The organism is Dyadobacter sp. CY323 (assembly GCF_021390245.1).
In the GTDB taxonomy this organism is placed as follows: domain Bacteria; phylum Bacteroidota; class Bacteroidia; order Cytophagales; family Spirosomataceae; genus Dyadobacter.
Window position 1 is genome coordinate 1 of the sequence record NZ_JAJUXH010000020.1, and the last position, 14,462, is coordinate 14,462.

At 45.3% G+C, this 14,462-nt stretch carries 17 protein-coding genes; 15 read left to right on the forward strand and 2 right to left on the reverse strand.

The features are described 5' to 3' along the window. Positions 1–627: 627 nt before the first annotated feature. The 14 genes from LZG72_RS23150 (at position 628) to dinD (ending at position 11,694) form a co-directional block, all read left to right on the forward strand. Positions 628–966 carry a helix-turn-helix transcriptional regulator gene (locus LZG72_RS23150; protein WP_233877511.1) on the forward strand — a complete coding sequence of 113 codons (339 nt, stop codon included), beginning with the start codon at positions 628–630 and terminating at the stop codon, positions 964–966. Then, a complete protein-coding gene (locus tag LZG72_RS23155) occupies positions 956–1,456 on the forward strand; it encodes an SRPBCC domain-containing protein (protein WP_233877512.1) in 501 nt (166 codons plus the stop codon). Before LZG72_RS23150 ends, LZG72_RS23155 begins: the two co-directional genes overlap by 11 nt. 109 nt (positions 1,457–1,565) lie before the next feature. Next, positions 1,566–3,809, forward strand: a complete 2,244-nt coding sequence (locus LZG72_RS23160; protein ID WP_233877513.1) for a M28 family metallopeptidase — start codon at positions 1,566–1,568, stop codon at positions 3,807–3,809. A 6-nt stretch (positions 3,810–3,815) separates the two neighbouring features. Continuing rightward, positions 3,816–4,559: a hypothetical protein gene (locus LZG72_RS23165; RefSeq protein WP_233877514.1), complete on the forward strand. Its 744-nt coding sequence runs from the start codon at positions 3,816–3,818 to the stop codon at positions 4,557–4,559. Positions 4,560–4,640: 81 nt separating this feature from the next. Beyond that, positions 4,641–5,150, forward strand: a complete 510-nt coding sequence (locus tag LZG72_RS23170; RefSeq protein ID WP_233877515.1) for an RNA polymerase sigma factor — start codon at positions 4,641–4,643, stop codon at positions 5,148–5,150. Positions 5,151–5,155: 5 nt separating this feature from the next. Beyond that, positions 5,156–5,806 (forward strand): hypothetical protein, encoded by a 651-nt coding sequence (locus LZG72_RS23175; protein WP_233877516.1) that lies wholly within the window; start codon positions 5,156–5,158, stop codon positions 5,804–5,806. Between the two features lie 117 nt (positions 5,807–5,923). After that, positions 5,924–6,361, forward strand: a complete 438-nt coding sequence (locus LZG72_RS23180) for a glycine zipper family protein (protein WP_233877517.1) — start codon at positions 5,924–5,926, stop codon at positions 6,359–6,361. An 86-nt stretch (positions 6,362–6,447) separates the two neighbouring features. Beyond that, positions 6,448–7,212, forward strand: coding sequence for a methyltransferase domain-containing protein (locus LZG72_RS23185; protein WP_233877518.1), 765 nt, complete (start codon positions 6,448–6,450; stop codon positions 7,210–7,212). Positions 7,213–7,304: 92 nt separating this feature from the next. Next, positions 7,305–7,514 (forward strand): hypothetical protein, encoded by a 210-nt coding sequence (locus LZG72_RS23190; protein WP_233877519.1) that lies wholly within the window; start codon positions 7,305–7,307, stop codon positions 7,512–7,514. A gap of 147 nt (positions 7,515–7,661) precedes the next feature. Beyond that, positions 7,662–8,315 (forward strand): HAD-IA family hydrolase, encoded by a 654-nt coding sequence (locus LZG72_RS23195; RefSeq protein ID WP_233877520.1) that lies wholly within the window; start codon positions 7,662–7,664, stop codon positions 8,313–8,315. 232 nt (positions 8,316–8,547) lie between these two features. Then, positions 8,548–8,850: a DUF1330 domain-containing protein gene (locus LZG72_RS23200; RefSeq protein ID WP_233877521.1), complete on the forward strand. Its 303-nt coding sequence runs from the start codon at positions 8,548–8,550 to the stop codon at positions 8,848–8,850. A gap of 102 nt (positions 8,851–8,952) precedes the next feature. After that, positions 8,953–9,177 carry a hypothetical protein gene (locus tag LZG72_RS23205; RefSeq protein ID WP_233877522.1) on the forward strand — a complete coding sequence of 75 codons (225 nt, stop codon included), beginning with the start codon at positions 8,953–8,955 and terminating at the stop codon, positions 9,175–9,177. A gap of 93 nt (positions 9,178–9,270) precedes the next feature. Further along, on the forward strand, positions 9,271–10,695 hold the full coding sequence (locus LZG72_RS23210) for a DUF1080 domain-containing protein (RefSeq protein WP_233877523.1): 1,425 nt from the start codon (positions 9,271–9,273) through the stop codon (positions 10,693–10,695). A gap of 144 nt (positions 10,696–10,839) precedes the next feature. After that, positions 10,840–11,694 (forward strand): DNA damage-inducible protein D, encoded by an 855-nt coding sequence (dinD, locus tag LZG72_RS23215; protein ID WP_233877524.1) that lies wholly within the window; start codon positions 10,840–10,842, stop codon positions 11,692–11,694. A gap of 76 nt (positions 11,695–11,770) precedes the next feature. On the opposite strand, the gene LZG72_RS23220 is transcribed toward dinD, so the two are convergent. Then, entirely contained in the window at positions 11,771–12,244 is a 474-nt protein-coding gene (locus tag LZG72_RS23220; RefSeq protein WP_233877525.1) for an ankyrin repeat domain-containing protein, read from the reverse strand. 232 nt (positions 12,245–12,476) lie between these two features. Between LZG72_RS23220 and LZG72_RS23225 the strand changes: the two genes are divergently transcribed. Further along, positions 12,477–13,772 (forward strand): hypothetical protein, encoded by a 1,296-nt coding sequence (locus tag LZG72_RS23225; protein ID WP_233877526.1) that lies wholly within the window; start codon positions 12,477–12,479, stop codon positions 13,770–13,772. Between the two features lie 316 nt (positions 13,773–14,088). Here LZG72_RS23225 and LZG72_RS23230 read toward each other — a convergent pair whose 3' ends face one another. Next, a complete protein-coding gene (locus LZG72_RS23230) occupies positions 14,089–14,352 on the reverse strand; it encodes a hypothetical protein (RefSeq protein WP_233877527.1) in 264 nt (87 codons plus the stop codon). Positions 14,353–14,462 lie beyond the last annotated feature (110 nt).

The following is a 14,462-nucleotide window of genomic DNA, read 5'->3' on the forward strand; positions in this document are numbered from 1 at the left end:
CCCAACCAGCATCTGTTTTCTGCCCCCGACCCCTGAAAGGGAGACAATAGCCATCCTCCCACGCAAACGCAAAAGTCCCCCTCGGGGGATTTAGGGGCAAAGGAGCCCAACCAGCATCTGTTTTCTGCCCCCGACCCCTGAAGGGGAGAACAGTTGCCATCCTCCCACGTAAACGCAAAAGTCCCCCTCGGGGGATTTAGGGGCAAAGGAGCCCAACCAGCATCTGTTTTCTGCCCCCGACCCCTGAAGGGGAGACAGTTGCCATCCTCCCATGCTAAACGCAAAAGTCCCCCTCGGGGGATTTAGGGGCAAAGGAGCTCAACCGGCATCTGTTTTCTGCCCCCGACCCCTGAAGGGGAGACAGTTGCTATCCCCATGCTAAATGCAAAAGTCCCCCTCGGGGGATTTAGGGGCAAAGGAGCCCAACCAGCATTTGTTTTCTGCCCCCGACCCCTGAAGGGGAGAACAGTTGCCATCCTCCCACGTAAACGCAAAAGTCCCCCTCGGGGGATTTAGGGGCAAAACAAGCACAAAGCCCCTCCACATAAAAACTTTTCAAAATCCTTGCGCAACTATAAAGTTGCATCTATATTTGCAATCATAACGTTGCGAATTGAACTGAGAACAATGCCAAAAGAATTTAGAAGAGACGTTTTTCAGGCTATTGCTGATCCTACGCGGCGGGCGATATTGAGCTTGATCGCATTGCAGGCGATGACGCCCAATGCTTTGGCGGAGCATTTTGATACCAGCCGACAGGCGGTCTCGAAGCATATCAAGATTTTGACCGAATGTCAGCTGGTTAGACAGGAATCGGCTGGCAGGGAAATTTATTATCATTTTAATGCAAAGCAGATGAGGGAGGTAGATCAGTGGCTGGAACAGTTTAAAAAGCTTTGGGAAGATCGATTTAATCAACTAGACCAAGTATTAAATAACTTAAATCCAAATGATTATGAAAACTAACCTTTTGATGAATTTCACAGTTGACAAGGAAAATAAGAAGGTCAATGTCGAGCGGGAATTTGCCGCGCCGGTAGCCCGCGTATGGGCTGCGTGGACGCAAAAAGAGCTGCTCGACCAATGGTGGGCGCCGAAACCATGGAAAGCCAGAACGAAGGAAATGGATTTCAGGGAAGGCGGACACTGGCTATATGCGATGGTTGGCCCGGAGGGTGAGGAGCATTGGGCGCGCATGGATTACAAATCGATCACGCCGCAAGAATCCTATTCATCAGAGGATATGTTTTGTGATGAAAATGGAACTCCAAGCGATTTTCTCCCCGGTTCTGGCTGGCTGACCTCCTTTAATGCGGAGGGAGAAGGTACCGTAGTGAGCATCGTACTTTTGTTCAATGAACTTTCAGATCTTGAAAAGCACCTTGAAATGGGTTTCAAAGAAGGTTTTACAATGGGATTGGAGAATCTGGACGAGTTGCTCAAATCGCAGAAGTAAGAATTCATATAAGTATATTATAAGCTCCAAAACCGGTTTCGATCGGGTTTGGAGCTTTTTTTAGTACACTTTACTATATTACGTACCAAACAATTATTCACTCCATTCCATGAGGCACGTTTCCCAAAAAAATCTTCATTACATCTTAATATTCATACTGGCTTTGGTAAGTCAGGTTCATGCCCAGCAACTCATGGGTTTCGGCGCAGAGTCTGCAAAAAAGCAGCTGGATCTCGAAGCCGCTTTCGACAAACAGCTGAAAGCTGATAATCTGAAAGAATGGATGAAGATCATGACCGCCTATCCGCATCAGGTAGGCTCGGCGTATGGATTAAAGAATGCGCATTACATAAAAGACAAGCTGACTTCCTGGGGTTTTGATACAAAAATCGACACCGTGCATGTGTTGTTCCCAACGCCCAAAGTAAGGATCCTGGAACTAACTGAGCCAACAAAATTCAAGGCTTCTTTAATGGAAAAGCCATTTAAGGAAGATGGTACCTCGGGCCAGACGAAGGATGTGTTGCCGCCATACCATGCGTACTCTGCGAATGGGGATGTAACGGCGGAGCTCGTCTTTGTGAATTATGGCATCCCTGCTGATTATGAGGAACTTGAAAGGCTTGGGATTGATGTAAAAGGCAAAATCGTAATTGCTAAGTATGGGAATTCCTGGCGTGGGATCAAACCGAAAGTGGCTTTTGAAAAAGGTGCGATCGGCTGCATTATTTATTCGGACCCGAAAGAAGACGGTTATTTTCAGGGAGATGTGTATCCAAAAGGTCCATTTAAAAATGAGACAGGTGCTCAGCGTGGCTCGGTTGTGGACTTGCCGCAGGCTCCTGGCGACCCGCTAACGAATGGATTTTATGCCAGCGGTGATAAAAAGAGATTAACTGTGGAGGAAGCTCCGTCGATGATGAAAATTCCGGTTCTGCCGATTTCTTACGCAGATGCATTGCCACTATTAAAAGCATTGGGCGGACAAGTTGCGCCAGCAGCCTGGCGTGGTGCATTGCCGATCACGTACCACATTGGTCCGGGTCCGGCAAAAGTGCATTTAAAACTCGAATTCAATTTTGATATTGTGCCTTGCTATAATGTGATCGCCACATTGAAAGGCAGCGAATTTCCGGATCAATGGGTACTTCGTGGCAACCACCATGATGCGTGGGTATTCGGTGCGGCCGATCCGGTGAGCGGCGCAGTGGCTGAATTGGAGGAAGCCCGCGCATTGGGTGAATTGGTAAAAACGGGCTGGAAACCTAAAAGAACGATCGTGTATTGCTGGTGGGACGGAGAGGAGCCCGGCTTGCTGGGGTCGACGGAATGGGTGGAAAAGTATCAGGATATTTTGAAGGAAAAGGCAGTGGTGTATGTGAATTCCGATGGTAATGGGCGCGGGTACCTGGGCGCGGGCGGCTCGCATACACTCGAAAAATTCATCAATCAGGTTGGTCGCGATGTGATCGATCCGGAAAAAGGTACAAGCGTGCTCGAAAGACTGCGCTCAAAAACGATTGTGGACGGCAACCCGACAGCCAGGCAGGAAGCCCGCACGCGCCCCGACTTACGCATTGGCGCACTCGGTTCGGGCTCGGATTATACGCCATTTATTCAGCATTTGGGCATTTCGTCGCTTAATCTGGGTTATGGCGGGGAAGATGCCGGAGGTGATTATCACTCGATTTTTGATTCGTATGATGATTACATCCGGTTTAAAGACGGCGATTTTGCATATGGGGTTACTTTGGCTAAAACCATTGGTCGCTCGGTACTCCGGTTCGCAAATGCAGAACTTCTGCCTTTCGAATTTGGCAACTTTTCGAACACGGTGCAGATGTATGCCACAGACGTGAAAAAGCAACTGGAAACCGCGCGGACGGCTGCATTGGAACACAACAAGCTTCTTGCGGAAGGCCGTTTTGAGGCAGTAGCCGATCCCAAAGAACCGAAACAGAACATTACTAAAATGGAGGTGGCGCCGCACATCAATTTCGCGCCGCTCGAAAATGCATTGGCAAAGTTGGAGGAAAGTGCCGCAGCGTATTCCAAACTCATGGCGAAACCGGAAAGCATTTCGGCCGACAAAATCGCTCAGGTCAACCAGATTATTTACAAAACGGAACGTTACCTGATCAACCAAAAGGGTTTACCGAGACGTCCGTGGTACAAGCACCAGATTTACGCGCCCGGATTTTATACGGGTTATGGCGTAAAAACGCTGCCGATGATCCGGGAAGCCATTGAGCAGAAGAACTGGGCGGAGGCTGAGGAAGGTGTTTTGCGAGTGAGCGAGGTTTTGAAGAATTTTAGTGGGGAGATTGATAAAGCAGTAGGCTCGATAAAGTAAAGCAGAATGAGAGTTGCATTTGCGTTCCTGATCTTCATGGTTTCCCTGAATGCCTCGGGGCAGGTTACGATTGTTTCCGGGAACAATTTCAACTTCGTCAATGGTGTTTATTCCAAAAAAAGCATTGACAAAGAACGTCTTGAAGCGACTGGCTCTATCATTGAACCTCAGACGGAAATTGCTGCTAATGCCGAGGATTTCGCTTTTTTGTTTACCCCGAAAACAGGAATTCTCTTATTTGAATCTAAAAACCTGAACAACCCGGAAGGCATTGCCGGAAAACTGCTAGCTAACTCGATTGTCCGTATCGATACCGTTTTTCATAATCAGGCATATCGTACGCAAGGTCAGCCGGAATTTACTTTTGATATGGTTTATGCATTGAAGATCAATGGGAAAATGTACTACACCGATTTCCGGCCCCATGATTTTGTGCCATTTAGATATGCATTAAAAGATCATCGGCAACGGTTTTTGCTGGCGGCGCAATCCACCGGCTATGATATGTATGCCGACAAAGGTTATCCCAATCATTTCCACGTCGCCATTTTTTCAGAACAGGGAAAAACAATGCATTTGCATTATGTCAGTGAAGAATTACCGTTCGATTTTGAAAATGAATTCTGGGAGGATACAAGTGTCAAATATGATTATAACTCAGCGACAAAGGAACTCCACTTCGAAATGGAAGGAGAGCCGCATTACAAAGCCATTTGGAATGGGACGAAATTAAAAAGGTCCGATTTGTGACATTTCGATGGCAGCAGCGAATAATTAAGAAAACAAATCATTATTCTTAAATTATTCCGAAATGAAAAACAACTCCTGCCAATGCCCCTGACCCGAGATGCCCCGACTTTCCTGGCCGTTATGGAGGCGAACAAGGGTATTATCTACAAGGTTGCCAATGCGTATTGCCGCGATCCCGAAAACCGAAAAGACCTCATTCAGGAAATAGTCATTCAGCTGTGGCTAGGTTTTCCAAAATACGACGAGCAATTCAGGATAACCACATGGATGTACCGTATAGCCCTAAACGTTTCCATTTCTTTTTACCGGAAAGAAAATGTCAGGGAGAAAATCAATGCGCCGCTGAGACCGGATATTATGGATCTCACGGAGGATATCGGTACACCGGAGCCGGATTCTGACATTGGTACGCTACACCGGTTTATCCGCGAACTCAGGGAATTCGACCGGGCAATCATCCTGCTTTATCTGGAAGAAAACAGTCAGCAGGAAATCGCGGAAATTCTCGGCATCACATCCACAAATGTTTCTACGAAAATTTCGAGGATCAAAGAACAACTCAAACAAAAATTTCAGGCATTAAAATCATAAACAAAATGGAAGAAACTGAATTAATGGCACTCTGGAAAAGCTACGACCGGAAGCTGGAACAAAATCTGGTATTGAACCGCAAAAACACGGAAGATATCACCCGCATGAAGATCGGCTCACTGCTGGGATCAATGAAACCGGTCAAACTATTTACCATTATCATTGGCATTTTGTGGATCGCATTTGTCGATACGATCATTATCGCAACCTGGTCTTATGCCAGCCCGTTTTTTCTGGTTTCCGCGATCATCCAGGTGTTGTTGACGAAGGCCGCGATTGTTGTTTATGCATACCAAATAATCCTCATTTACCAGACCGATATCAGTGAATCTTTGCTAAAAACGCAGGAACGGATTGCTCGTCTGCAATCTTCCACGATCCAAATCACCCGCATTCTGTTTCTCCAGTTTCCGGTTTGGACTACGTTTTACATTAGTGATGCATTGATAAAAAATGGCGGAGTTACTTTTTACCTGATCCAGGGAGTAGTGACCGCGGTACTTACCTTTCTTGCGTGGTGGTTTTTTACAAATATCAAATTCGAGAACCGGGATAAAAACTGGTTCAGGCTGATTTTTGCCGGAAAAGAATGGGAGCCGACGATCCATGCAATGGATTTGCTGGGGGAAATTGAGGGGTATAAATTGGTAAAATAGCGGAATGTATCCTCGAAAATCTAACATGCAGTGTTAGATTTTCGAGGATACATTCCCATTAAGCGCTACTGGCACGATTTTGGATTATACCGTTGTATAACCATCCATCTATAAAAGATGAAATCACTAATTTCAATGTTATTCGCGCTGGTAATTTTGAACGCTTGTAACAGTAATTCTGACAATAATGAAGCAGCTTTGAAGGCAAAACAGGCGACTATTGATTCTATGAAAATGGCGCTTGAAAAGCAGGCAGTTGTAGACTCGATGAATGCAGTAATGGCGCAGCGTGAGGAGGAGAGAGCTAAGGAAGAAAAGCAGCAGGTTGTCGCAAATAGCTACAGTGCGCCCGCAGAAACACCTAAAAAGAAAAAATGGAACCACACCGCCAAAGGTGCAGTAGTGGGGGCTGGTACCGGGGCAATTACCGGTGCGATCGTCAACAAAAAACGCGGCGAAGGTGCATTGATCGGTAGCCTGATCGGAGCTGGCGTAGGTGCCGGAACTGGTGCGATTGTTGACAATTCGAAAAAGAAAAAAGAGAAACAACAATAGTCAAATTCAATAACTGCATTATCCCTGCAACTCGACATCGTGTTAGAATTGCAGGGATTTTTCTTTTAATCCAAACAAACATAGAAATGGCCTGGAACCCAGAAACGTACAATCAATTCAAATCAGACCGGTTCAGACCGTTCTATGATCTGCTTGAACTGGTAAAAGTAAAACCTGGAATGGAGGTCATCGATCTCGGTTGCGGTACCGGCGAGCTTACGCGGAAATTGGCAGACTCATTGCCGGATTCCACCGTTTTAGGTATTGATTCGTCTGAGGAAATGCTCCGCGATTCACTGGCATTTGCCAACAATCGGGTGAGATTTGAGCAGCGGACCATTGAGGAACAGGTTGGGTTGGATGGTAAATACGATCTGGTCTTTTCGAATGCGGCAGTCCAATGGGTGGACGACCACGAGACGCTTTTTCCCAACATCATTTCAATGCTCAAACCGGGCGGGCAATTGCTGATCCAGATGCCCGATCAGCATCATAATATTTCCAACCGGATGCTGAATCGGTTAGCTGAAAAAGAACCTTTTAGAACTGCATTGCAAGGCTGGACACGGACTTCGCCTGTTCTCGACATCGACCAGTACGCCCGCATTCTTTTTGAGCAGAGAAGTCGGGTTATGAATGTATTTGAGAAAATATATCCGCTCGTTTTGCAAGATTCCAATGCATTGTTCGATTGGGTTTCCGGCACTGCGCTGATTCCATATACCGAAAAACTGGATGGAGAAATCCGCGATGAATTCATTTCGGAATACAGGAGATTATTACAGGAAAAATTCGAAAAGCCGCCTGTTTTTTATCCATTTAAACGAATCATTCTGGAAGCAACTTTTTGATTTAACCAAGAAATAGGCTTTACTTAAGTGCGATTTTATCGGTAAAAATTTATCTTTAAACGATTAACTTTTTACTTTATAAACCTGCCACGATGAGAAGACTATTTCTTTCGTTAATAATTCTTGCATGTAGTATTCAAAACCGCACCTCTCAATACTTCGATAAAGGAAAACTCGATAAGATCACACTCAGCATGTTGCTCAACCACCGCAGCGGCATCCACAAGTTTACAAGTGGGCCCGATTACCTGACCTGGAACACGCAGCCGAAAAATGAGACGGAGATGGTCAGTATCATTTAAAAAGGGAGTAGCGATTATCCATTGCGATGCTGAGCGAGTTTTTAAGTTTGATCAGGCCGGGGTCGTGATGGAGTTCAATCCAAATGAAAAGCAAATGACTTTAAAGCAGGGCGGGGCGGTGTATGAGTTTACAAAAGAATTGTAACAATGGTAAAGTGCATTATATTCGATTTTGACGGGACGCTGGCGGATTCAAAGGATGTCTTTATTTCGGTTTACAACCAAATTGCAGCGAAAAATAAGTACAGAGCAATCGAACCGGATACTCTGGCGTATTTACAAACCTTAACTATAAATGAGCGCTGCCGCTACCTGAAAGTTCCCGTGTACCGAATCCCATTTCTCGCGGTCGAGTTCTTGAATTTGTATAAAAATGCATTGCAGCATGTGAAGTTGTTTGAGGGGATCAGGGAAATGCTCCAGTCGCTCCACCGGGAAGGGTTTGAGACTGCCATTATTTCTTCCAATGTGAAAAGTAATATCGAATTATTTCTGAAAGCCAACGAAATCGGATCAATCACCCGGATTTATTGTAGCAGAAGTCTTTTTGGAAAGGATAAGCTGATAAAAGCATTCCTGAAAAAATACGGAATGACAGCAGATCAGATATTATATGTAGGCGATGAATTACGGGATATTGTCGCCTGCAAGAAAGCCGGCGTTCGGGTGGCCTGGGTAGAGTGGGGGTATGATATCAGGCAGGCGGTTATTGATGCCGATCCTGATTATTTGTTGTCGAAACCCGCTGATATTCTTAGTATTTTGAATGCGGAAATAAACAGTCAAAGTCAGCTTAACTAGTCAAATCCGGCCTAGTACCTTTTCATGAACAATGAAAACGGCCAGAAAGCCGCTGCGACAAATGCTTTGGTGAAATTAGGTTTCTCCGGATTCATTCTAACGGCTTTCATGCAATACCACAACAATACAATGCCCGAGATAATCAATACTGCTGCCATTTGATTTCAACAAGATGGTTTTGAATAAATTGATAATGACCTGAATTTACAGTTTCTTTTTAATACAGCAAACTATGATCTATTACACCCAGCTCATTTTTATCAAAGAAGGAAAGGAAAGTACATTTCATTTTTTCGAAGACCAGGTTTTGCCATTACTTCAGCGACATCATGGGGAGCTGGTTTATCGTGTGCGTCCGCCCGTTTCTTCGGTGGTTGCCACTACCACCGGATTTCCATACGAAATACATCTTGTCCGTTTTGAGGATCGTAAAAACTTTGAAGGCTACCGGGATGATCCGGAAAGGCTGCGGCATATGCACTTGAAAGATGAGTCGGTGGAACGGATTGTTTTGATCGAAGGGAATGCACTTTAATGCGAGGAATTTTAAATCCGGAAAGGAATAAAACAGAATTGGCCGCAGGATAATGGGACCGGCATTACTTTTGATGAAAAGCTCTTAATAAGTAACAGAACTATGTCTGAACAACAACTTACAGGATTGCAGAAACGCGCCACGAAGTACATAAACAAAGTGATCTCCTACCAGGTCAGGCCCGGGGAGGTGATCGAGGGCAATTTCATCGGTTTCGATAAAGCGAATATCGACCGGGCTGTGATACAAATGTCCAATGCCGCCGACCGGACAACATTACCCTTGATGACGGTCGTGAATTACTTTGAAGGCACGGATGAAGAGTAGCATTATGAACTTGCATTAAACTTGGCGCAAGTTTGAACCGGCCTGAACCGATCCTGATTGCATTTTTGCCCAAAATCAAACCGCAAAAATGCCATGAAGAAGTTTGTTCAGATTCTATTTATTTTCCTCGCGATCCAAAGTTTTGGACAAAAGAAAAAAGAAACGCCCGTATCCAAAAAACCAGATCATCACATTTCGATCTCACCTGAAAAATGGGAGTTTCAGGAAGGTAAGGTAACCTTTACGGAGTATAAAGGATTAAAAGCCATGAAGATTGCCCCGAACTCCGGCCAGGTTGTTCTAAAGGACGTGGTTTTCAAAGACGGTACGATCGAATACGACATTGAACCCGTGCTTCCGGAGTTTGGATTATCCATTTATTTTCACAGAAAAGATGCCAGGGAGCAGGAAATCGTGTATTTCAGGACTGGCAAAATGGGTAGCAAACTGGCTAATGAGGGCATTCAATATACCCCGTATTTTGATGGGGTAAATATGTGGGACATGTATCCGGAGTACCAGGCTCCGGCTATGGTGAAAGCGGGTGAATGGAACCACGTAAAATTGGTGATGTCCGGCGCAAGAATGCAGGTGTTTCTAAACCACGCACTCAAACCAGTATTGGACATACCTAAGCTCGAGGGAACTGAGCGGCAGGGAAGTATTGCGTTTGAAGGATCGTCCTATATTGCGAATGTGCAAGTAAAACCTAATGAAACAGAGGATCTCAGCCCAATTGCATTACCGGATCTTACGGACCACGACGCTACTTACCTGAGAAAATGGGCACTGGCTACCCCGCAGAATTTGCCGGACGGCAGCGAGGTATCGTTCCGCAACTTACCTCAACCCTCGGCTTTTACAGATACCGTTTCGGCTGAGCGAATTGGTCTGGTAAATCTGACGCGCAAATACGGAGCGAGTAAAAGCCGGAGAGTGGTTTGGTTAAAAACAAAAATTACTGCGAAAGAGGCAATGAAGACCAGCCTCCATCTCGGTTTCAGTGACGAAATTTGGGTATTTGTGAACAATCAGATGGTACTCGTTGACAAAAACCTTTTTGCGCAGGGAATGCGAAAATATCCCGAGGGACGGATCTCCATAAACAACACCCGCATGCCATTGAATCTGAAATCAGGTGAAAATGAGCTCCTCATCGCTGTTGCGAATGATTTTTATGGTTGGGGCATCATGGCCAGATTGGAATCCACGGAAGGTATTGTCGAAACAGATCAGGTCGAGCCTATCATCGCATTGGCTAAAGAGATCAGTAACCTGGACGTGACCCCGTTTGAGGGTACGTATAGTAGTACCGGTGTAAGCTTCAAACTTGGTTTTTCCAGTAGGGAAAAAGCTCTTTTCGTGTCAATCAACGCCCAGGAACCGGCGCAACTGCAGACGCTTGGGAAAAATGCATTTGCATTCCCGTCAGCCAGTGCTACGTTTGAATTTTTTCCCGAGAGTAAGAAGGTGATTTTACGACAAGGATCTGACAGTCGGGAATTTGTGAAAGAATAGTTAGAGTGAACTTGATTGTAAATGAGTTGCAAATGACTGTCATAAATTTTCCGGTTGATGTGACTTTTCCTGCGGTTAATTATTCAAATTGAATCATTCTATATTTGAAAAGATCGAATTATGTCAAAATCAAGAAAACGCACTATGAAAATTTCGTTGATAACTCAGCTGAATGAAACCTTCGAAGAAGCCGCGTACGAGCAAGATGGAGTTGAATACTGGCTGGCTCGTGAACTACAAATTTTGCTTGGCTACAATGGGTGGCGGAACTTTACCAATGCGATTGAAAAAGCGAAGGAAAGTTGCAAAAACACGTCTGAGAGCGTCTCAGATCATTTTGTTGACGTCAACAAAATGATCGAAGTAGGTAAAGGCGGGCAGCGCGAAGTCGAAGATGTAATGCTTACAAGATATGCATGCTACCTGATCGCCCAGAACGGAGATCCGAAGAAAGAGCAAATTGCTTTTGCCCAAAGCTACTTCGCGATACAAACGCGCAAGCAGGAATTATTGGAAGAACGTATCCGACTTATGGAGCGTCTGCAAGCCAGGGAAAAACTAGCTGTTACCGAATCACAATTATCGAAAAACATTTTTGAAAGAGGTGTTGATAGCAAAGGTTTCGCAAGCATCCGTAGCAAAGGCGACGGTGCGCTTTTCGGTGGCCACAATACCAGCGAGATGAAGCGCAAGCTCGGAATTGCGGAAAATCGCCCATTGGCTGATTTCCTGCCGACTATTACGATCTCAGCAAAACAGTTAGCCGCAGAGATTACCAATTTCAATGTCAATAAAAACGATCTTAAAGGTGAAGCGAAAATTGCCGACGAGCACGTACAAAACAACGGGGATATCAGAACACTCTTGGAAAAAAGCGGCATTAAGCCAGAAGAATTGCCAGCGGAAGAAGACATTAAAAAACTGGAACGCCGGATAAAATCCAGTGACAAAGCATCTGAAAAAAAAAGGTTAACGAATAGCAAAAAAAATGCAGAATAGAAAAAAGTACGTTTAGAGCGTCTCGGATCATTTTGTTGACGTCAACAAAATGGTCTGACAGCTCATTTGCTTACCTTCACAACTTCTCCTCAATCAACCCAACGATTTCGTTTCTCCCTCTGCTTTTCGCAAAATCCAGCGCTGACTTCCCATCGTTCGAAAGCAGGCTCAAATCTGCATTGGCATCCAATAGCAATTTTACAATGTCCCTATTGTCTTGCCAAATGGCGTCGTGGAGGGCCGTGTAGCCATTGTAGGGGCCTTGTTTGTTGATGTCGATGTTGTAATCGATCAGGAGTTTGGCAGCTTCGGTGCGGCCGGCGTAGGCTGCGGCGTGTAGCGCGGTTGCCTTCATGCCTGGATCCACCGCGCGAACATCAGCACCAGCTTCCAGCAATAATTTTACTATCTGGTTATATCCTTTGTAAGCCGCAATCACCAGCGGGGCGTCCCGGTTTGCGTCGAGTTCATTTACATCTGTCCCATTTTCAATAAGTTGCTGAACGAGTGAGGCGTTATTTTTATTGATCGCATTCATCAAAGCTGTCATAGAGGAATTTTTGGTTTACTTTCCTAAGACCTGCCTCACTTTTTTATACTGTGATATCTTTCTCCGTTACATTTTACGAAACACACAGACCAACCAATATAACGAACTAACACAATCCATACCCGGTCAGTCACATTTCACAACGTCATAGTAGCGATTCAGCGGTTAGAGGCTGAACCGTTCCTTTTTTAGGGCAAGTTTTGTAACACAAAAAATCAAAACAGCCAGAAAAATGAAATTAAACCACTACTTCATGATCGCAGCGATCGTTATGACTAGCTGCCTCGCCGCCTGCCACGAAAACGACCCGACAATTGTTCCTGACGACCCGGGCCTTGAACTTCCGGGCGGTGCAACAGGAACTCCCACAGAAATTGGCCAGCCCGACGGGACCATCAGTGCCAAAACAATCGGCCCGGAAGGCGGCACGATCAGCTCTGCTGATGGGCAAGTCAAGTTAACCATCCCGGCGGGTGCATTGACAGAGCCGACCAGCATTTCGGTTCAGCCCATTACCAATCAAAATCCCAACGGTTTGGGGCGCGCGTTTCGATTTTCACCTGAGGGACTGCATTTTAGAAAACCTGCCAGCCTGACTTTTAAATACAACGAAAAAGAATTGAGCAGTGACGACCTGACAAATTTCGGAGTGTCATATCAGCGCAGCAATAAGGTTTGGTATGATGTGGCTGGTGTTCAAGTAAATAAAAATACCCGCGAGGTTATGGTACCAATGGCCCATTTCAGCGACTGGACTGACTATGAATTGGCTCAAATTGAATTCACGTCCATTCTCGATAATAATGGCGGGAAAGTGCGTTGCGGTGAATCCCTGGAACTGGCCGCGGGATTGATGACTTACGATAAAAACTACCCCAAAGATTCACTTGAAAAGCCATTGAAACAGGCTAAAAACCTGGGTGTTAACTGGGCTGTGATCGGCGCCGGGAAAATAGCCGGTAAATATAACGGTGCCACTTATACGGCCCCTGCCGTGTTGCCCGCCGCGAATCCGGTGCTCATTACCTGCGACCTGGTGTTCCCGGGAAAAAAGGGAAAAGTGATCTTAATGCACGAGGTCCTGATCGTCGGCGAATCCTACTTTGTAGCGACGGTCGATGGGGCCGACATTGAAAGTGAGCATTTTGCATACATTAAGATAGCCGACTACTACCTCATTTCGGGCAATTACAAAGGAGACAATGAAGTCGTTTCGTTGTTCATTTATGCGCCGGAACTGAGAGCCGGCTCGTATTCTTACTGGAACGATAAAGGTTCGAAATCAGGAAAGGCAGAAGTTTTAGTCGGGCACATTGGGCAGCCAGTTTACACCAGTCATCTCTGGGATTGCCAGGACAACAGAGCGTCTCCGGGCTCGGTGACTATCACGAGTGTTGAGAAAATTGATAAAAAGACGTTCATTTCAGGGAGTTATACGGCGACGGTTTATAAAACCGAGGGTCTGTGCCCCAACCAGACTGTTTCTACCAAAGAGGTAAAAGTTGAATTTAAGCTGCCTGAATTGTAATGAGAACGGTACAATTCTTCCACCCAACTGTTCATTTAAGCGATATCTTGTTGCATTTCTTCCTCCGACATTTGGAAAGCAGGTTAATGTCTTCGCGGATTAGTAGTAAGAACTTTCTCATCAATTTTTTCTTATATAGTACATCTCAGGATATTTTTCCGGACATTAAATATTCGTAATTTTTCAGACGTTAGAAATCCGTCGTCCCGGGCTTCTAAATAGGTACCAGAAGTAAGCTCCACAACTATTAATAGTGGAGAGTTTTTACATTTTGACAACTAAAAAATTCTCCATTGCGATGATACTTCTGGACCTGTTAGCGGTGCTTGTTGTCGGGATCTGCACTTTTTTGGTCATACGGATTATTGATCTGTGCCGTCCAAAACGCAGACGAAAGGTGCGCAGGAAGCACTATGTCAAGCAAAAACGACCGAGTCGGGGCCAAATCGAAAGCGATCTCGACCGGTTGCTTCTCCTCCATAAAAAAGGTATCCTGAACGAGGAGGAATACCATTACCAAGCCAACGAACTGATTGACCAGCTCTCCGATGTCATAAATGCGGAGTCGACGTTGACGCATTAGTGTGCACTCCATTCTATCCTCCAGACAGCGAATTTGTACTTTTTCTTTTCAAATCTTACAATTTCATTTTGCAGTGCCTTGTTGGCTCTCTCGATCGTATTAGTTTG